Raw genomic sequence first — 17,351 nt, forward strand, 5'->3', positions numbered from 1 at the left:
CGATACGACAAGCTGGCGGTCCGCTTCCAAGCCGTCCTGACCATCACCATCATCACCGAGTGGCTCTGACCAGCTTATGAAACACGCCTTAGCCCGACCCGGTCGTACGACAAGCCGACCCGATGGCGCCCGCGTCGACAGGTGGAACGGTTCGGGGCACCCCGCCTTCTCGGCGAGATGCCCCGGAAACCGGATCAGGTGGTCGCTCAGGCCTCGGCCTGGCCCTCCTGCAGGTTCTTCACCAGGTTGGGGTCGACCGGAACACCCGGGCCCATCGTCGTGGTGAGGGTGACCTTCTTGAGGTACTTGCCCTTGGCCGCCGACGGCTTGACCCGCAGCACCTCTTCCAGCACCGCGGCGTAGTTGTCGACCAACTGGGCCTCGGAGAACGAAGCCTTGCCGATGATCAGGTGCAGGTTGGAGTGCTTGTCCACCCGGAAGGTGATCTTTCCGCCCTTGATGTCGGAGACCGCCTTGGTGACGTCCATGGTCACCGTGCCGGTCTTCGGGTTCGGCATGAGACCGCGCGGGCCCAGGATCCGCGCGATCCGGCCGATCTTGGCCATCTGGTCGGGCGTGGCGATCGCCGCGTCGAAGTCAAGCCAGCCCTCCTGAATACGGGCGACCAACTCGTCGGTACCGACGGCGTCCGCACCGGCGGCGGTGGCCTCCTCGGCCTTCGCGCCAGCCGCGAAGACGATCACGCGGGCGGTCTTACCGGTGCCGTGCGGCAGGTTGACCGTGCCGCGGACCATCTGGTCCGCCTTACGCGGGTCGACGCCGAGGCGCATCGCGACCTCGACCGTGGCGTCGAACTTGACGGTGGTGGTCTGCTTGGCGAGCTTGACCGCCTCGGTGGGGGTGTAGAGCTTGGACCGGTCGATGACCTCGACGGCCTTGCGGTAGTTCTTGCCGCGCTGCATGTCTGGCTACTCCTGTGGTTCCTGGCGGGCCGCCCGGAGGCGCACCCTCCCACGGTTTGATCTTGCGAACTGCTCGGGGAACGTTATTCCTTGACCGTGATGCCCATCGACCGGGCGGTGCCGGCGATGATCTTTTCGGCCTGCTCCACGTCGTTGGCGTTGAGGTCAGCCATCTTCTTCTCGGCGATCTCGCGCAGCTGGGCACGAGTGACCGAGCCGACCTTGGTGGTGTGCGGGACTCCGGAGCCCTTCGGCACACCCGCTGCCTTGATCAGCAGCCGAGCGGCCGGCGGGGTCTTCAGCACGAAGGTGAAGGTCCGGTCCTCGTACACGCTGATCTCAGCGGGGACGATGTCACCGCGCTGCGACTCGGTCTGCGAGTTGTACGACTTGCAGAACTCCATGATGTTCACGCCGTGCTGACCGAGCGCGGGACCGACCGGCGGTGCCGGAGTGGCCTGACCGGCCGGCAACTGAAGCGTGAACGTCTTGACGAGCTTCTTCTTCTTGGGAGGCATGTCACTTCCTGGGCTTGAACTGGTGAATGAGCACCTGGCTCGCTCGCGGGACGCGCACGGTCAAGCGCGACTCGTCGGGCGACGTTCTAGGCTAGCGCAGGTCACCCTCGACGGATGCGCCGAGGTCTCCGCTCAGCGCATCCGGTGGTCAGATCCGGCCAACGCTCCGACGGTCAGATCCGGGCAACCTGGTTGAAGTTGAGCTCGACCGGCGTCTCCCGACCGAAGATCGACACCAGCACCTTCAGCTTCTGCTGGTCGGCGTTGATCTCGCTGATCGTGGCGGGCAGCGAAGCAAAGGCACCATCGGTGACCGTGACCGAGTCGCCGACCTCGAAGTCGAGAACCTTGATCTCCGGCTTCGCCTTCTTCTGCTCGCCGGTCTCCACCGCCGGGGCCAGCCACTTGAGCACCTCGTCGAGTGACAACGGTGCCGGACGGTCCGCGCGGTCGGTGGCACCGACGAAACCGGTAACCCCCGGCGTGTTCCGCACACAGGAGTAGGACTCCGGCGTCAGTTCCATCCGGACCAGGATGTAGCCCGGGAAGACCTTTGCCTGCACCTGCGAGCGCTTGCCGTTCTTGACCTCGACCTCTTCCCGGGTCGGTACCTCGACCTGGTAGATGAACTCTTCCATGTCGAGGCTGGTGATCCGAGTCTCAAGGTTGGTCTTCACCTTGTTCTCGTAACCGGCGTACGAGTGCACCACGAACCAGTCACCCGGCGCGTAGCGCAGCTTCTGGCGCAGTTCGGCAACCGGATCGAAGGCCTCGTCCGGCTCAGCCGTTGCGGCATCCGGTTCGCTGGCGGCCTCGACCGACTCGTCACCGGCCGCCGTCGCCACTGCGGACTGCTCGTCCGCGTGTTCGGCGGTCTCGTCGTACTCAGGCACGCTCGCTCACTTCCGTCACTATCAGCTGGGTCAGCTCGTCAGCCGAAGACCCACAACACGCCCTTCGCGAATGCGAAGTCCAGTCCAGCCACGATCGCCAGCATCACGGCGACGAAGGTGACCACCACGGCGGTGTAGGTCAGCAACTCCTTGCGGGTCGGCCAGATGACTTTACGCAGCTCGCCCACGATCTCGCGGAAGAACCGCCCCATCCGACCGAAGATTCCGACTCGGCCGGTCTCCGCCTTGGCCTTGGGTCGACTGTCGGTTGAATCGGCCGCCTTGGTGCGGGACCGGGTGGCGGTGCCGCCGCGCGAGACCGGCTCCTTGGCGTCGTCATCCTCGATGGCGTCGTCGTCGATGGCGTCGTCGATCGCCTCGTCGTCAAGACGGTCGTCCGCGGCGTCCTCGCCGCGGCGGTTGCTCTCGGCCACTTCGCCCTCCGTCGCCGGTGGTTGATGCACGCATCGGTGGACACGCGCGCTGCGCTGGTCTCACCATCCCGGAACGGGCCGGCCGAACTCCGACCCTCGGGACCGGTCAGGCCTAAGGCGCAGGGGTGACAGGACTTGAACCTGCAGCCTGCGGTTTTGGAGACCGCTGCTCTGCCAATTGAGCTACACCCCTATGCGAAGCACCAACCACTGCACCACGCGAGCGTGAGCAGGGGTCACTTGCCCCACGGCGGACCAGTGTACGGGTAGAGGCACCACTTTCCCAACCGGTACGACCACCGCACGTCCATGACAACCTCCGACGTGCTCCGGCCCTACCCGTCACACCGGTCACCGGACCCGGTCGGGCCCGTTCCTCACACGGGTTTCCGGATCGTCGCGCGAGCCTGTGCCAGCACCTTCTCGCCCCCACAGGTTGCGGTGAGGTCGAGCTGGGTGAAGCCCTCCTCGGCCCCGGCCCGGACCGTCGCCCGTACCTCGATCTCGGTGCCCTCATCATCGTCGGGCACCACGACCGGCCGGGTGAACCGGACGCCGTAGTCGAATACGGCGTCGGGCGCACCAGCCCACTCCGTCACCGCTCGGCCGACCAGCGCCATGGTGAACATGCCGTGTGCGATCACTCCGGGTAGGCCGACCTTGGTCGCGGTCCGATCACTCCAGTGGATCGGGTTGAAGTCTCCTGACGCGCCCGCGTAGCGGATCAGATCGGCTCGGGTCACCCAGAACGTCTTGACCGGAAGATCCATGCTCAGTCCTCTCCACGTACGACGAGCTTTGACCGGACCGTAACCACTTGCTCGCCGCCGGTCCTCGTGACCTCGGTCCGGATGGTCAGGAAGTCGTGGCCCCCCCGGGAGACGATGTCCTCCACCGTGTTGACGCACACCAGCTCGTCACCGGCGACCACCGGACGGGTGTAGGTGAACCGCTGGTCACCATGCACCACGCGGCTGTAGTCCAAGCCGAGCGCCGGATCGTCGATGATCTGCTGACTGGCGGCCATGGTGAGCACGACCGGGAACGTCGGCGGGGCTACCACGTCCGGGTGGCCCAGCGCCTGGGCGGCCGCTGGATCGTGGTACGCGGGGTCGGCGGCACCGATCGCGGTGGCGAACTCGCGGATCTTTTCCCGCCCCACCTGATAGGGGGCGGTCGGCGGATAGCTCCGGCCGATGAAGGACGGGTCCAAGGGCATGCCGCGAACCTACACGCAACGCAAGATCGCCGATCCGGTGGTGGACATGGTGTCCGTACCGAATCGGCGATCTTCGCAGTTTGGAACCCTGCGCCGGCGTGGATGGCCGGCGGCACCAGCTGAGATCAGCGGGTCTCGCGGTGCAGGGTGTGCTTGCCGTCCCGAGGGCAGAACTTCTTCATCTCGATACGGTCCGGGTCATTCCGGCGGTTCTTACGCGTGATGTAGTTGCGCTCCTTGCACTCCACACACGCCAAAGTGATCTTTGGACGGACATCGGTCGCCTTGGCCACGGCGGAGGGCCTTCCTCGCTAACGGATCAGCTACAACGCATCAGCGTAGACGCTAACCACGCGGACACGCAAAGTGGGCGCCTCGCGACGCCCGTCACTCCATCCCCGGGTTTTACCCGGCGGTCGAGAGTAGCGGTGGCCGGACTTGAACCGGCGACACAACGATTATGAGCCGTTTGCTCTACCAAGCTGAGCTACACCGCCGCAGGTGGGGTCCAGCTGAACCCGCAGAGCCCCCTTACGGAATCGAACCGTAGACCTTCTCCTTACCATGGAGACGCTCTGCCGACTGAGCTAAGGGGGCTTGCGCGATCTCCCTGAGGTCGCGCAGTGGTAAGAGTACACGGCGTCCCGCCAGAGGTGAAATCGGATCTCGCGCTGCCCCCTGAACAGGGACTTCGCCTCCGGTCAGGGCACCGCACGCAGCCGTCGTACGTCGCCGTTCAGCAGCGACTCCGGCTCCAGTTGGGCGCCGAGCCAGGTCTCCAACCGCTCGTACGACAGCGGACGGCTGAACAGGAAGCCCTGCCCGATCTGGCACCCGATGTCCTGGAGCAGTTCGAGCGTCAGCTCGCTCTCCACGCCCTCGGCCACCACGGTCAGCCCGAACTGCTGAGCCAACGTAACCACCGCGTTGACGATGGCCAGATCCCCCGGATCGGTCGCCATCCCCTGCACGAAGGAACGGTCGACCTTGATCTCGTGCACCGGCAATCGGCGCAGGTGGGAGAGGGACGAGTGGCCGGTGCCGAAGTCGTCCACGGACAGGCGTACGCCGATGTCCCGCAACCGACGCAGGGTCGGCATCGGCCGATTGGTCCCGTCGAGCACCCCGGTCTCGGTGATCTCGAAGGTGAGCCGGTCGGGCGGAACGTCGTACTCCTCCAGTAGCTCCCGTACCCGGTTCGGGAAGTGCTGGTCGGTGAGGGTCCGGGCGGAGAGGTTGACCGCCACCGCCAGCGGCTGGTCGGCGACCATCCAGTCCCGGCTGCGTCGCAGCCCTTCGCGGAGTACCGCCTCGGTCAACCGGCCAAGCTGGCCGGTGTGCTCAGCGACCGCGACGAAGTCCTCCGGGGCGACCGCGCCATGCGCCGGGTGCTCCCAGCGGGCCAGGCATTCCACCCCGACCAGCCGCCGGTCGCCGAGAGTGACCTTGGGCTGGAAGTAGACCTCCAACTCGTTTCGGTCCAGTGCCTGGGTCAGGTCACCGGCCAGACCGAGCCGGCGCATCGACCGTGATTCCAGGGCCGGGTTGAACAGTTGGATGCTGCCCGGGGTGGACTTGGCCGCGGTGGCGGCCAGGTCGACCCGCTGGAGCAGGATCGCCGGGTCACTCCCGTGGTCCGGGTGTACGGCGACACCCACCGCCGTGTCGACGTCGAGCGTCAGGGCGTCGAAGACCATTTGGTCGCGGATCTGTTCCCGCAGCTCGCTGGCAAGCGTCATCGCGACGTCGACGCTCTCCACCCGCAGGGTCACCACGAACTCGTCACTGCCCACCCGGCCCACCAACGCGGCGGACGGGGCGCGGGCGCGAAGCCGGCTGGCTACCTCGGCGAGCACCTTGTCACCGGCCGCGTGCCCCAGCGACTCGTTGACCTCGCGGAGCGCGTCGACGTCGAAGAGTAGGACGGCCACCGCCTCACCGGGTGCGCGTACCCGGACCGCCTCCTCCAACGCGGAGCTGATCCGGCGCCGGTTGGGGAGATTCGTCAGTCCATCGTGGTACGCGTCGTAGCGCAGCCGATCGACGAGGCGAGAGTTCTCCAATGCGACCGCCGCGTGCGCGGCGATTGTCTCGACGATCGGCACGTCGCTCTGCTTGAAGTGGCCAAAATCACCGAGCCGGTTAACTACCTCAAGTGAACCGATCACCGCCTGGCCGGACCGCAGGGGCGCAACGATGACGTCCTTCACGTCGCTCTTTCGCAGCGCGACCAGTAGTTCCTCGTCACCGTCGAGGAACCTGCCCACCGCAATGGTTCGTCGTTCCTCGCGGGCCTTTTCCCGGGCTCTCGCCGGAGTCCGGGAGAAGTCGAGCAGCCCAGGATCGTCGACTCGGGCGGTGAGCAGCACCTCCGGATGCCGGCCTTGGGCGGGCAACCAGAGAGTGGCGTATTCGGCCTGCATGAGGGCACGTACCCGACCCAGCAACGAGTCGGCCAAGGTACCGTTGTGGCCGCCCTCGCTCATTGCCCGGGTCAGTTCGTACATATCGGACAGCGTGTGATGCTGCCGGAAGAAGCGGGCGTACGACCGGTAGATCAACAACAGTACGCCAGCGAGAGCGGCCAGCAGGAACGCTGACCACGGGATCGCCTCGAAACAGATGAGGATCACCAGGCCCAGCGACGCGGTCGCCGCGCCGATGAGCAGGCCAGACCCGGCGCTGCGGATCACCTCACCGCCCGCCTGCGGCCCCTGCATGAGCGTGATGACTCCGGCGACGGCGGCCAGGGTGACCAGAATGTTGATGCAGACAGCGATCAGCAGGGTGGCCCAGGTGCCCGGTCCCACGTCCTCGATCGTTGGCATCGCGGCCAGGACGAGACAGGCCAGCGAGGTCGCCGCAGCCGTCTTGGCGACGTTGAACCACAGCTTGTCGGCAGGCGCGCGACGGCGCAGCTGTGTGATCAGGGTGCTGACGGTGCAGATCAGCACGACGGTCAACGGGGGCAGGTAGAACATCGCGAGAATCAACGGAATTTCGTTGATCGTAATCGTGAATCCCTGCCGCCGGATGGTGACGTACAGGACAGGAATCTCCACTAGGACCAAGAGTCCTAGGAAAAGGACGGCCACCCATGGGTTGAAGGGGTCTACGTTGCTGTCGACCAGGGCGAGAACCACCGACCAGACCACCGCCAGCATCGCCAGCGGACCAGTTATCAACCAGGATGCTTCGGAAGGTCTTCGTGGTGGCTGACGCCTGGCCATTCCACTCCTATGGGTTGGCCGTCCGTCCCGTCAAAGGCGCGGATCCTACTGCCAGTCGAATCCGTCGGTGGTCAGATTTCCGCCGGAGTCTGCACCGCTGGCTACTGCGAGTTGGTGGCCAGTCCCCAGGCCGGCGCCGCTGGCCCCGTAGCTGACGGCGAAGAGGCCGCCCACGAGCGCCACGAGCGCCATGACAGAGCCGAAGCGTCGACTCAGCCTCCATGCAGGCATCTGCTGCTCCCGTCCAGTTGGCGAAGAGGTGGTAGAGGTTCCATGATGGTGCCACAGTCGACGGAGGCAGCAAAGCGACAGCAGGCATCGGACGCCGCTCACCAGCCAGGTTCAATCGCTGGAATTGCGTCGACTTCCGACGCTGTAAGCAACTATGGACGCTGACAGATCTCCAACTAACTACCCAGACCGCACAATCAGACGATTGTAGCAATCTACCCTAATCGTCACGAAATCCACTGTCCACTGTTTACGGTCCAATCCCCCACTATCCACCCAATCTCTCAATCGGTACTTACCTCTATATTTGCGACGTTTCTGAGAGGCCTTCACGTCGTTGACGAGCGCGATACCCACGTAACGCGACACCTGCCTGGCTTCCAGTGAAGCTTAGACAGTCAGCCCGACATTCCACCCAAGGTCGATGTGCCGGCCCATGCAGTTCCTGACCCGGTGCGACCCGGCCACACTCAGGCTGACTGATACAACAGCCAGCGGCTTCCCCGGCTGATGTCTTAGATCGAATCGCCTGGCAGGAGATACTGGTACCCGCCACTGGTTTCCTCGGTGAGCCAGCCGTTGACACTGGCCAGGCCCCGATCGTTGATCTGCGCGTCGTGTATCGCGAACGCCCGGCGCGGTTTGATCGCCTTGACGAAGTTGATCGCCTCGGCCACCTTCAGCCACGACCCTTGGGCTGGTATCAGCAGCGTTTCGATCGGCTGCTCGGGCACGTACAGCGCGTCACCGGGGTGGTAGATCGCCTCATCCACGATATAACCGAGGTTCGCACAATCTGGCTGGCCACCATAGATCGGCGCGTGACGTCCGCCAACCGCCCCAACCCGGAATCCGGCAGCGGTGAACTCCTGCCCAGCGGAGACCCCGATAGTCTCTATGCGTTGAATTTCCGCTTCAATGGGCGCGTAGACGGGCACGCCGAGCCCGGCCAGGCGGAGAACATCGATGTGGTCGGCATGCTCGTGAGTCACCAGCACCGCATCCGCGTTGGCCAGGGCCGCTGGCTCGCTCCAGATTCCGGGATCGATGACGAGCACCCGGCCGTCCTGCTCAAGCCGTACGCATGCGTGGGTGTATTTGGTGATCCGCATAACATGAAAACGTACGCCGCCCAGACCGCCCCGCCGCTGCCCGGTTCAGAGCGAGCACGCAGATGTCCCGGACTTGGTCACCAAGATTCAGCAGTGACGGTGGACCGTGACGTCACGGCCAGGTGGGTGGCGGCGCATCGGTCAGCGCGTCGAACTCGGCGATGCTCAACGCTGGAGCCGGCAACGGGCTGAGGCCGGGTCGGGCCCGCAGGCCGTCCAGGATGAGCGCGAGGTAACGCTGGTAGAGGTCGGGGCGTACCCGTTGGGCAAAGATCTCCACGCCGCCGAGCATCGCCTCGATCATCGGCAGGTCGGTAGGAGCCATGTCGGGGCGTAGCACTCCGGCTTCCTGAGCACATCGCACGATGGCATCCATGGCCGGGACGAAGCGTTCCCGGACGCGACCAAGACGGTCGTGGCCGTAGGTGTTGTGCAGCAAAACTTCCCGCAGGCCGCGATCTGCGGCCATTTGGGCGGTTAGCGCCTGGAACATGGCGACAAACCCCTCCCAGGTGTCGACCTGGTCGATCGCCTCGGTCGCGAGGTTGACCATCCGGTCGAGCTGGTCTTCGAACAGTGCCTCGACCAAAGCTTCCTTGTTTGGGAAGCGGCGGTACATGGTGCCGACGCCGACCCCAGCATGCCGGGCGATCTCGTCGAGGGTGACGTCAAGGCCCCGCCTGGCGAAGATCTCCCGCGCTGCTTTTAGCAGCAGCTCGCGGTTGCGCGCAGCGTCCGAGCGCAGTGGCCGGGCCGGGCGTCCGGCGACCGACTTCGGGCCTTGAGTCATGGGCACATCCTAACAAGCGGAGGAGCCTTCTCCGCTTGATGTTACGCTGATAACCGGAGACCTTCTCTCCGTTACTGTCCTTGACGCTGCCCGCAACCTCGGGAGACCTCATGCCCCAGGCATCCGCCACGGCGGTTCCCGTCGAGTCCAGCCCGAACCGTGCTCGCCACTTCGGCCTCGTATATGCCGCCCTACTGGTGGCGATGCTGCTCGGCGCACTGGACCAGACGATCTTCAGCACCGCCCTGCCGACGATCGTTGGCGAACTACATGGCCTGGAACACATGGCCTGGGTGACTACCGCATACATCCTCGCCGCGACCATCGGCATGCCCGTGTACGGCAAACTCGGCGACCTGATCGGTCACAAGATCGTCTTCATCGCCGCTATCGGCTTCTTCGTCGCCGGCTCCGTAGTCGCCGCCCTTGCCGATGGCATGGCTGCCCTCATCGCCGGCCGTGCCCTACAGGGCCTGGGCGGCGGCGGGCTGATGATCCTCTCGCAGGCAATCGTCGCCGATCTGGTGCCACCCCGCGAACGCGCCAAGTTCCTCGCCCCGATGGGCGCCGTGTTCGGCATCGCCTCGGTCGCCGGCCCGCTGCTTGGTGGCTGGTTCACCGACGAGCACTCCTGGCGTTGGGCGTTCTGGATCAACGTGCCGCTCGGCGCCCTGGCGATCGCCATCGCCCTGTTCGCGCTGCGCCTACCGAAGCGCGACACTCAGGCACGACTCGACTACCTCGGCACGATGCTGATGGCCGTAGCCGTCACCTGCACGGTGCTCTTTGCTACCTGGGGCGGCACCGAGTACGCCTGGTCCGACCCGATCATCCTCGGGCTCGGTGCCGGAGCAATCGCTGGCTGGGTGGCATTCCTGGTCTCGCAGCGCTACGCGGCAGAACCCATCATCCCGCTGCACCTATTCCGTAATCCGATCTTCGTGGTGGCGACCCTGCTCGGTCTGCTCGTGGTCGGCGTGGCAATGTTCGCCATCATCGGCTACCTGCCCACCTATCTACAGATGGTCTACGGTGTCTCGGCCACCGAGTCCGGGCTGCTGATGCTGCCCATGGTGGCCGGCATCATGACCACTGCCCTGTCCTCCGGGGCTCTGCTCAGCCGCACCGGCCGCTACAAGATCTACCCCATCGTCGGCACTGTCCTACTGATCCTCTTCGCGGCCCTGCTGTCGCAGGTCACAGTCGACACCGCGCTGTGGGTCGTCTGCGCGTACCTCTTCGTGGCTGGCATGGGCGTCGGCCTGCTGATGCAAAACCTGGTCCTGGCCGTACAGAACGCCTTTCCCACCCGCGAAGTCGGCACCGTCACATCGGCCAACAACTTCTTCCGCGAGATCGGCGCCACCCTCGGCACCGCCATCGTCGGCGCCGCCTTCGCCAATCGGCTCACCGACCGTCTTGCCACCGTGCTGCCCACCGGTATCAATGGTGCCGGTGACGTCAGCGACAGTCACTCGCTCACCCCGGCTCTGGTCCGGGCACTGCCCGACGACCTGCGCAACGCGGTGATCAGCGCGTACGCCGATGCCCTTCTCCCGGTCTTCGGCTTCTCCATCCCCGTGCTGGTCGTCGGGCTCGTACTCGCCCTCATCCTGAAGGAAAAGCCGTTGGCCGATCGCAACGACGATGAGCCGACGACCGTCTCGGCACCGCCGGCCTGACCATCGCCGAAAAAGTCAGATCGTACGGCGCTCGATCGCCGTTCCAGGAGCTCACACATCAGTGGCGACTGGCCGCCGACTGGCCGGCAGCCAGTCGCCGGCCGTTGGAAAAAGACGGGAACTCGCATGACAAACACTCAAACGGGTGGCCGCGCTCTGGTCGTCGGCCTCGGGATCACGGGCATCGCCACCGCAGTACGGCTACGCCGGATCGGCTGGGAACCCGTGCTCGTGGAACGGTCGCCCACCCGCCGCTCCGGCGGATACTTCATCATGCTCTTCGGCACCGGCGCCGCCTCTGCCCGACGGCTGGGCGTGCTGGACGCGATCGGTGACCGCAGCGGCCCCGACGTCACCACCTACGAGGTGGATCGGGCCGGACGTCGTCGTCCCGGGGTGAGCCCGGCTGCCCTTCCCGGCGGACCTCGCCCACTGCTGCGTGGTGACGTGGAGCAGGGGTTGTTCTCGGCGCTGTCGCCGGACGTGGAAATCCGCTACTCCACCGTCCCCACCCACATCGTTCAGGACGAGTCGGGAGCCGAGGTGACGCTGCATGACGCTGCTGCGGACACCACCGTCACCGAGCGGTTCGACCTGGTAGTCGGTGCCGACGGCATACGTTCGACCGTACGCGAGCTCGTCTTCGGCCCCGGGCAGTTCCTACATCCGCTGAACTACATGGTCGGCGCCACCATCCTGGACCAGCCCGTCGAAGGCTTCGGCGAATCCGAAGGCGTGGTGCTGGCCGAGCCCGGCCGCTCGGCATGGGCCTTCCCCTTCGCCAATCACGCCCCCAGCCTGCTGTTCTCCTACCGCACCAAGAACATCGACGCGGAGTTCGCCCGGCCACCGATCGAGTCGATTCGTGCGGCCTTCGGGCCTGCGCCGGCCGGACCCCTCCTGGAGGATTTGTTCACCCGCTACGAACAGGCCCCGCACGCCCTGTTCGACTCGGTCCAACAGGTACGGATGCCAAGCTGGCACCGGGGCAGGGTGGTCCTGATCGGCGACGCCGCCTGGTGCCTGACCCTCTACTCCGGAATGGGCGCCTCCAGCGGCATCGCCGGAAGCGAGCTGCTCGGCACCATGCTGCAACGTCACCCCGACGACATACCCGGCGCGCTGCAAGCATGGGAGAAGCAGATGAGACCCTTCATCCAGACCCATCAGAGCATCGCGCTGGTCGACCGCCGCATCTTCACCCCGCGCAACCGTATGGAACAGCTCCTCCGCGCCGGGATGATGCGCCTGATGAGCTCGCCGACCCTCCGCAAGACCATGGGCAAGATAACGACGGGCAACAAGAACATGCAGGCCAAGAACATCGACGTCGCCGCCCTCCCCTAGCCGCCCCGGTACTGCCATATCGACTGGTGCCGCTCCGCACCGCGCAGATTTCATGTGTCCGGATCTGGCTCCCCTGCGCGGTGCGAGGTGGCAAGTCCGGCCGATGACTCGCCACCGACGGTCAGGCCACCCCCACCTCACCTATGTTCGAGCCGTAAGCGTCCTGCGGCGAAAAGGCGTACCGGGCTGACGAAGTTCCGATCGTCGGCCCTTGATCGTCTCTGCGCGACCTTCAAGAGCTGAGACGCCGGTCATACGCTGACAAGATCCCGAGCCAGGTGCCCAGATTGCGGGTGTCATAGCAATCAAGCGTTCCCGCCATGTTCCCGTGGAGGGCCATGGAACGCTGGATCTGGCTGGACTCGGCTAGATCAACGAAACGGCCCTGTGCTCAGCGTTTCTGCTGGTCACAGGGCCGTTTTTGCACCTGGTGGCGGGTAGAGGATTCGAACCTCTGTAGCTTTCGCGACGGATTTACAGTCCGCTCCCATTGGCCGCTCGGGCAACCCGCCAGGGCTTGCCACCGCATGTGCGGCAGCGGAAGCAAGAATAGCGGTTGCACCCGGCACCTGCGCAAGCGGGTACGGTCGGCAGGACGTACCGCCGCCCGGCGGGCCGGAACATCTTCATATCGCCGCACAGCAGGAGCATGATCATGGCAGCCAACCCGTCGTTCGACATCGTCAGCAAGGTCGACCGGCAGGAGGTCGACAACGCCCTCCGTCAGACGGAGAAGGAGCTCTCCACGCGCTTCGACTTCCGGGGCACTGGGGCCCAGATCTCCTGGTCGGGCGAGGAAGCGATCAGCCTCCAGGCCGAGACGGAGGATCGGGTCAAGGCCGCTTTGGAGGTCTTCAAGGAGAAGGTGGTCAAGCGGAACATCTCGCTAAAGTCGCTGGAGTCCGGTGACCCGCGCCCGTCCGGTAAGGGCTACAAGATCGACTGCAAGGTCATCCAGGGCATCGACTCAGAGAAGGCCAAGGCGATCAGCAAGAAGATCCGCGATGAGGGTCCCAAGGGCGTACAGGCCCAGATCCAGGGTGACCAGCTTCGCGTCACGGGCAAGAAGAAGGACGACCTCCAGGCGGTCATCTCCCTACTCAAGGCCGCCGACTTCGGGGTCGCCCTACAGTTCACCAACTACCGCTAACAGCGCTTCCGCCCGCCCCGGGAAGGGTGACTGCACACCGAGCGGCAGCCACTCTTCCCGGGGCGGGGCGGACAGCGAAACCTAAGCCCTACGCCGCCTCGGTGGCGAGCGCCTGCTCCATCCGTACGGCTGCGTTTTTCTCGGCGCGGGCAATCGAACCGGTCGGCAGCCCCGCCACCACCGCGGCCACGGCGACGGACGCGCCGGCGAAGAGGAACGCCCACGGTACGCCGCCGGCGTGGTCCACGATCAGGCCCGCCACCGAGCCTCCGGCCGCGCTCGCCCCCACCGCCATGGTGACGACCCAGGTGTACGCCTCGTTCAGCATGCTGACCGGCGCGATCCGCCCGACCATCATGTTCTCCAGGGTTAGTGCTGGGGCGATGGCCGCGCCACCGAGGACGAGGGCGAAGCCGAGCGCAATCGGATGGGGCATCACGGCGAAGACCGCGAAGCTGATGGCTACCGAGCCGAGGAACCAGGCGAATTGGCGGGCCATGTTCGCCGCCGCTTTGCGGGTACCGAACCAGAAGCCTCCGACGGCGCTGCCCGTTGCCCAGATGGCGAGCAGGATGCCGGCGAGGCTTTCCGAGTCGCCACCCCCGCTGTACGCCTTGGCGTAGGCCGGAACGATCACCCCGGCTGCCCCGAATGCGATGCCGAGACCGGCGACGCAGAGCAGCAGGGCCTTGAAACCTTCCACCCGGAGCGGGCCGAGTCCCCGGGCCTGATCGTGCGTCGGGTGTGGCCGCCAACCTCGCATCGTCTGCCCGAGCGCGACGGCTATCGTGCCGACCAGGGTCACCACTGCGGCCCCGAGTAGGGCGGCTGCCGCATCGGCGAAGATGACGAAGGCCGCCACCAGCAGCGGGCCGAGTACGAAGACCACCTCGAAGAGCGAGGTCTCGGCGGCCAGCGCGGCGTTGCGTAGGGCGTACCGTCCGGTTTTGGGGTCGGTGAGGTCGTTCCAGGCGCCTCGGATCGCGGCGGTCAGCGGCGGGTATGTCGCACCGGCGACCCCGGAGGCGATGTAGATGATCGAGATGTTGTCCGCTCCGGCCCGGCTGGCGAGCAGTAGTCCGATCAGCCCGAGCGGGTGCGCCACCGCCGTGACCAGGAGTACGGGCGTGGGGCCGACCCGGTCGGCGATCCGCCCGGCGATGGGGCTCAGTACGGCACCCGCCAGCGCGTAGATGCCTCCGGCTACGGCGGCGAGCGAGTATCGTCCGGTGACTTTTTCGACGACCAGCAGCAGGGCCAGCGGGGTCATGCCGATGCCGAGCCGGGCGAGGATGCCGGTGATCAGCAGCATGGGCGCACCGGGAATGCGCCAAACTCCCAGATACTGACGAAGCGCGGCCACGAAGGCGCCCCCTTGGGACGTAATGGGTGGAAGACCTGCCGACCCTAACGTCGGCTCACTGGACTGCGAACAGGTTTCGCACCCGTGGTGCGGCGTCTCACAGCCTCGGGGCACCACGCTGACACGTCAGGCTATGGCGGCACGTCACACCACGGCCGCACTCAGGCTATGAGGGCACACCTGGCTATGGCGGCACGTCAGGCTATGGCGGGCGGTTCAGCGGACTGCGCCAGGCGACGGTGTCGTAACAGCACGGCACCCGATCGGTACAGGACCGCCAGGATGGGCACCGCGATGACCGCTCCGATGATCCCCGCCAGCAGCGTTCCGGCGGTGACTGCCAGCAGCACCGGGGCCGGATGCAGACGCAACGCCCGGCCCACGATCAACGGTTCCAGCAGGTTTCCTTCGAGTTGTTGCACCGCGATGACGGCGATGAGTACGAGCAACGCCTCGGTGGGGCCGTTGGCGACCAGGGCCACCAGTACGGCCGCAGCACCGGCGACCGTGGCGCCGACGATGGGAATGAAGCCGCCGAGGAAGGTCAGCAGGGCGAGCGGACCGACCAGCGGTACCCCGATCACCAGCAGGGCGATGCCGACACCGATGCCGTCGACCGCCGCGACGGCCATCTGTCCGACGATGTAGCGGCTCAGGGTTGCCCAACCGACCTGTCCCGCCTCCGCGACGAGGTCTCGTCGCCGGTCGGGGAAGATCCGCAGGAACCACTGCCACATCCTGTCCCCGTCCTTGAGTAGGAAGAAGAGCAGGAAGATGGCGAGCAGGATGCCGCCGAGCGCGGCGAGGGTACTTTGGGCGGCTGCGGCCGGATCGACGTCGGCACTCGTCGTGTACTGCCGGACCGCCTGCGCGAGGGAGTCGATCTGCTCGCCGCTCACCGGTAGCGGACCATCGATGATGACCTGTCGGATCTCCCGTAGGCCGCTCGCCAGCGTCGAGCCCAGGTCGGTGAACTGGGTAGCGACCTGGCTGGCCACTAATGCCACCACTCCGGCGATGAGCCCCAGGAAGACGAGCACGGTGATCAGGGCGGCCAGGCTTCTGGGTAGGCGCATCCGGCGGAGCAGCCGGTTCACCGGGTTGAGCAGCGCGGTGAGGAGCAGCGCACCGGCCACCGCCACCGACAGCGCGGTCACTGCCGTCAGCAGTCGGCTGAGCAGGTACATGGCCGTGACCACGGCCACCAGGCAGAGACTGTAGAGGGCGACTACCCGCAGCAACCATGGCACCGCGTGCCATGCGCTTCGACCTCGTTCGGCGGGCTCTGACACCACGCCCCCTCTTCCTCACCTCGATACAGTCAGCCTCTACTCCATCTCATACCATTACTGCGTATTAACGGCTTTTAAACTGAACGCCGGAATAGTTCGGACACGAAAAAGGGTGCCGGGTCCGCCATCAAGCGGACCCGACCCCCTTTCCGTCGTACGCCGTCAGCACCAGAGCCGTCCGACGTCAGCGCAGGAGCTGTACGCCGTCAGCACCGCGAGCTGTACGACGTCAGCGCTGGAACTGCACCGGGCCGGCGTTCATGGCCATCTGCTCCAGCCGCCGGACCCGTTCCTCCATCGGCGGGTGGGTGGAGAAGAGCGACGCGATGCCGTTCCCCTTCAGCGGGTTGTCGATCATCAGGTGGGCGGTGCTGGCGAGCTGCCCCTCTGCCGGCATCGGCATGCGCTGCGTACCGGCGTGGATCTTGCGCAACGCACTGGCCAGGGCCATCGGGTCGCGGGTCAGACCGGCACCGGAAGCGTCCGCCTGATACTCGCGGTTACGGCTGATCGCGAGCTGGATGATCGACGCGGCTGCTGGGCCGAGGATCAGCATCATCAACAGCGCGGCCGGGTTCGGCGAGTCCTCGTCGTTGCCGCCTAACGGGAGGAACCACGCCAGGTTGGCCAGCATCGTGATGATCCCGGCAAGGCCGGCGGCCACGCTGGAGATCAGGATGTCCCGGTTGTAGACGTGCGACAGCTCGTGGCCGATCACGCCACGCAGTTCTCGATAGTCCAGGATCTGGGTGATCCCCTGGGTAACACAGACTGCGGCGTTCTTCGGGTTACGTCCGGTAGCGAACGCGTTGGGCTGAGCGGTCGGGCTCACATAGAGGCGAGGCATCGGCTGCTGCGCCTCGGCGGCGAGTTCCCGCACCATCTGGTAAAGCGCGGGGAATTCCGCCTCGCTGACCGGTTGCGCCCGCATCGAGCGCAGGGCCAACTTATCGGACCAGAAGTAGGTGGCCGCGTTCATTCCCAGCGACACGACCACGGCGATGACCAATCCGCTGCTACCACCCAGCCAGTAGCCGACGCCGAGGATCAGCGCGGTGAGCAGGCCAAGCAGTGCGGCGGTCTTGAGACGATTATGGTGGCTGTGCACGAATCACTCCTTCGGTGCGCGAGTCCGCGGACCCGCCTACCGGTCCAACACCCCGGTAC

At 65.9% G+C, this 17,351-nt stretch carries 17 protein-coding genes and 4 tRNA genes; 3 read left to right on the forward strand and 18 right to left on the reverse strand.

Annotated elements, in window-relative coordinates:
* Positions 1-206 precede the first annotated feature (206 nt).
* The 14 genes from rplA to ACWDV4_RS29530 all read right to left on the reverse strand — a co-directional run bounded on the left by rplA (position 207) and on the right by ACWDV4_RS29530 (position 9,350).
* Positions 207-923 (reverse strand): 50S ribosomal protein L1, encoded by a 717-nt coding sequence (gene rplA, locus ACWDV4_RS29465; RefSeq protein WP_449985418.1) that lies wholly within the window; start codon positions 921-923, stop codon positions 207-209.
* Positions 924-1,006: 83 nt separating this feature from the next.
* Entirely contained in the window at positions 1,007-1,441 is a 435-nt protein-coding gene (gene rplK / locus ACWDV4_RS29470; RefSeq protein ID WP_449985420.1) for a 50S ribosomal protein L11, read from the reverse strand.
* A gap of 173 nt (positions 1,442-1,614) precedes the next feature.
* The gene (gene nusG / locus ACWDV4_RS29475; protein ID WP_449985423.1) at positions 1,615-2,334 is read right to left on the reverse strand and encodes a transcription termination/antitermination protein NusG; all 720 of its coding nucleotides are present in this window, start codon (positions 2,332-2,334) and stop codon (positions 1,615-1,617) included.
* Between the two features lie 38 nt (positions 2,335-2,372).
* Positions 2,373-2,768 carry a preprotein translocase subunit SecE gene (gene secE, locus ACWDV4_RS29480; RefSeq protein WP_449985426.1) on the reverse strand — a complete coding sequence of 132 codons (396 nt, stop codon included), beginning with the start codon at positions 2,766-2,768 and terminating at the stop codon, positions 2,373-2,375.
* A 120-nt stretch (positions 2,769-2,888) separates the two neighbouring features.
* Positions 2,889-2,961: transfer RNA gene (locus tag ACWDV4_RS29485), tRNA-Trp, on the reverse strand.
* Between the two features lie 184 nt (positions 2,962-3,145).
* A complete protein-coding gene (locus ACWDV4_RS29490; RefSeq protein ID WP_449985429.1) occupies positions 3,146-3,538 on the reverse strand; it encodes a MaoC family dehydratase in 393 nt (130 codons plus the stop codon).
* A gap of 2 nt (positions 3,539-3,540) precedes the next feature.
* Complete coding sequence (locus ACWDV4_RS29495) at positions 3,541-3,987, reverse strand: MaoC family dehydratase N-terminal domain-containing protein (protein ID WP_449985432.1); 447 nt, start codon at positions 3,985-3,987, stop codon at positions 3,541-3,543.
* 125 nt (positions 3,988-4,112) lie between these two features.
* A complete protein-coding gene (rpmG, locus tag ACWDV4_RS29500; protein WP_203860687.1) occupies positions 4,113-4,280 on the reverse strand; it encodes a 50S ribosomal protein L33 in 168 nt (55 codons plus the stop codon).
* Between the two features lie 130 nt (positions 4,281-4,410).
* A tRNA-Met gene (locus tag ACWDV4_RS29505) sits at positions 4,411-4,484 on the reverse strand.
* A 27-nt stretch (positions 4,485-4,511) separates the two neighbouring features.
* Positions 4,512-4,584: transfer RNA gene (locus tag ACWDV4_RS29510), tRNA-Thr, on the reverse strand.
* A gap of 104 nt (positions 4,585-4,688) precedes the next feature.
* Entirely contained in the window at positions 4,689-7,217 is a 2,529-nt protein-coding gene (locus tag ACWDV4_RS29515; RefSeq protein WP_449985435.1) for a putative bifunctional diguanylate cyclase/phosphodiesterase, read from the reverse strand.
* Between the two features lie 45 nt (positions 7,218-7,262).
* The gene (locus ACWDV4_RS29520) at positions 7,263-7,448 is read right to left on the reverse strand and encodes a hypothetical protein (protein ID WP_449985438.1); all 186 of its coding nucleotides are present in this window, start codon (positions 7,446-7,448) and stop codon (positions 7,263-7,265) included.
* 515 nt (positions 7,449-7,963) lie between these two features.
* A complete protein-coding gene (locus ACWDV4_RS29525; RefSeq protein ID WP_449985441.1) occupies positions 7,964-8,560 on the reverse strand; it encodes an MBL fold metallo-hydrolase in 597 nt (198 codons plus the stop codon).
* A 112-nt stretch (positions 8,561-8,672) separates the two neighbouring features.
* Positions 8,673-9,350 (reverse strand): TetR/AcrR family transcriptional regulator, encoded by a 678-nt coding sequence (locus ACWDV4_RS29530; protein WP_449985443.1) that lies wholly within the window; start codon positions 9,348-9,350, stop codon positions 8,673-8,675.
* 110 nt (positions 9,351-9,460) lie between these two features.
* Between ACWDV4_RS29530 and ACWDV4_RS29535 the strand changes: the two genes are divergently transcribed.
* The gene (locus ACWDV4_RS29535; RefSeq protein WP_449985446.1) at positions 9,461-11,032 is read left to right on the forward strand and encodes an MDR family MFS transporter; all 1,572 of its coding nucleotides are present in this window, start codon (positions 9,461-9,463) and stop codon (positions 11,030-11,032) included.
* A 126-nt stretch (positions 11,033-11,158) separates the two neighbouring features.
* Positions 11,159-12,379, forward strand: a complete 1,221-nt coding sequence (locus ACWDV4_RS29540; RefSeq protein WP_449985448.1) for an FAD-dependent monooxygenase — start codon at positions 11,159-11,161, stop codon at positions 12,377-12,379.
* A 428-nt stretch (positions 12,380-12,807) separates the two neighbouring features.
* Here the strand turns inward: ACWDV4_RS29540 and ACWDV4_RS29545 are convergent.
* A tRNA-Tyr gene (locus tag ACWDV4_RS29545) sits at positions 12,808-12,891 on the reverse strand.
* A gap of 143 nt (positions 12,892-13,034) precedes the next feature.
* Here ACWDV4_RS29545 and ACWDV4_RS29550 point away from each other — a divergent pair.
* A complete protein-coding gene (locus ACWDV4_RS29550) occupies positions 13,035-13,529 on the forward strand; it encodes a YajQ family cyclic di-GMP-binding protein (protein WP_449985451.1) in 495 nt (164 codons plus the stop codon).
* 88 nt (positions 13,530-13,617) lie between these two features.
* Here ACWDV4_RS29550 and ACWDV4_RS29555 read toward each other — a convergent pair whose 3' ends face one another.
* The 3 genes from ACWDV4_RS29555 to htpX all read right to left on the reverse strand — a co-directional run bounded on the left by ACWDV4_RS29555 (position 13,618) and on the right by htpX (position 17,292).
* Positions 13,618-14,892: an MFS transporter gene (locus tag ACWDV4_RS29555; protein WP_449985454.1), complete on the reverse strand. Its 1,275-nt coding sequence runs from the start codon at positions 14,890-14,892 to the stop codon at positions 13,618-13,620.
* A 197-nt stretch (positions 14,893-15,089) separates the two neighbouring features.
* Positions 15,090-16,187 (reverse strand): AI-2E family transporter, encoded by a 1,098-nt coding sequence (locus ACWDV4_RS29560; RefSeq protein WP_449985457.1) that lies wholly within the window; start codon positions 16,185-16,187, stop codon positions 15,090-15,092.
* A gap of 226 nt (positions 16,188-16,413) precedes the next feature.
* Positions 16,414-17,292 (reverse strand): zinc metalloprotease HtpX, encoded by an 879-nt coding sequence (gene htpX / locus ACWDV4_RS29565; protein ID WP_449985460.1) that lies wholly within the window; start codon positions 17,290-17,292, stop codon positions 16,414-16,416.
* Positions 17,293-17,351 lie beyond the last annotated feature (59 nt).

The sequence above is a fragment of the Micromonospora sp. NPDC003197 genome (assembly GCF_053590565.1).

What these genes read in the sequence shown, in the direction of transcription:
- rplA (WP_449985418.1), bottom strand. Translation starts at nt 923, where the DNA reads ATGCAGCGCGGCAAGAACTACCGCAAGGCCGTCGAGGTCATCGACCGG.
- rplK (WP_449985420.1), bottom strand. Translation starts at nt 1,441, where the DNA reads ATGCCTCCCAAGAAGAAGAAGCTCGTCAAGACGTTCACGCTTCAGTTG.
- ACWDV4_RS29490 (WP_449985429.1), bottom strand. Translation starts at nt 3,538, where the DNA reads ATGGATCTTCCGGTCAAGACGTTCTGGGTGACCCGAGCCGATCTGATC.
- ACWDV4_RS29495 (WP_449985432.1), bottom strand. Translation starts at nt 3,987, where the DNA reads ATGCCCTTGGACCCGTCCTTCATCGGCCGGAGCTATCCGCCGACCGCC.
- ACWDV4_RS29515 (WP_449985435.1), bottom strand. Translation starts at nt 7,217, where the DNA reads ATGGCCAGGCGTCAGCCACCACGAAGACCTTCCGAAGCATCCTGGTTG.
- ACWDV4_RS29520 (WP_449985438.1), bottom strand. Translation starts at nt 7,448, where the DNA reads ATGCCTGCATGGAGGCTGAGTCGACGCTTCGGCTCTGTCATGGCGCTC.
- ACWDV4_RS29525 (WP_449985441.1), bottom strand. Translation starts at nt 8,560, where the DNA reads ATGCGGATCACCAAATACACCCACGCATGCGTACGGCTTGAGCAGGAC.
- ACWDV4_RS29530 (WP_449985443.1), bottom strand. Translation starts at nt 9,350, where the DNA reads ATGACTCAAGGCCCGAAGTCGGTCGCCGGACGCCCGGCCCGGCCACTG.
- ACWDV4_RS29535 (WP_449985446.1), top strand. Translation starts at nt 9,461, where the DNA reads ATGCCCCAGGCATCCGCCACGGCGGTTCCCGTCGAGTCCAGCCCGAAC.
- ACWDV4_RS29540 (WP_449985448.1), top strand. Translation starts at nt 11,159, where the DNA reads ATGACAAACACTCAAACGGGTGGCCGCGCTCTGGTCGTCGGCCTCGGG.
- ACWDV4_RS29550 (WP_449985451.1), top strand. Translation starts at nt 13,035, where the DNA reads ATGGCAGCCAACCCGTCGTTCGACATCGTCAGCAAGGTCGACCGGCAG.